This is a genomic window from Psychroserpens mesophilus, from assembly GCF_050617655.1.
Classification (GTDB): domain Bacteria; phylum Bacteroidota; class Bacteroidia; order Flavobacteriales; family Flavobacteriaceae; genus Psychroserpens; species Psychroserpens mesophilus_A.
Genome location: NZ_JBODQC010000463.1, coordinates 1 through 239, shown reverse-complemented (window position 1 = coordinate 239; position 239 = coordinate 1). Strand labels below are relative to the sequence as shown.

The following is a 239-nucleotide window of genomic DNA, read 5'->3' as shown; positions in this document are numbered from 1 at the left end:
CACCATCAGGCCCACTGCATGTGCGTCCTGTACCAGCGTGGTCGGAGTGCTCAGCGCGCCCTTGGCATCCAGCGGAATGATCGAGCGCAGTTCCGGGCCGATGCTGTCGGCGTAGCTGGCGATGTCCTTCAGTCCTGCCGGCGTCATCATCTGCGCGTAGGTCAGCTTGCCACCGGCCTTGGCGATGTCGGCCGGCTGGGTGTCGCCCTTCCACAGCAGTTGCAGCAGGCGGATGTTGC

The 239-nt window shown here is 65.3% G+C and carries 1 protein-coding gene; it reads right to left on the bottom strand.

Annotated features, from left to right (window positions below):
- Positions 1–239 (bottom strand): hypothetical protein (locus ACRHNM_RS18000; RefSeq protein ID WP_431138001.1); only part of this gene is annotated, 239 nt, incomplete at both ends.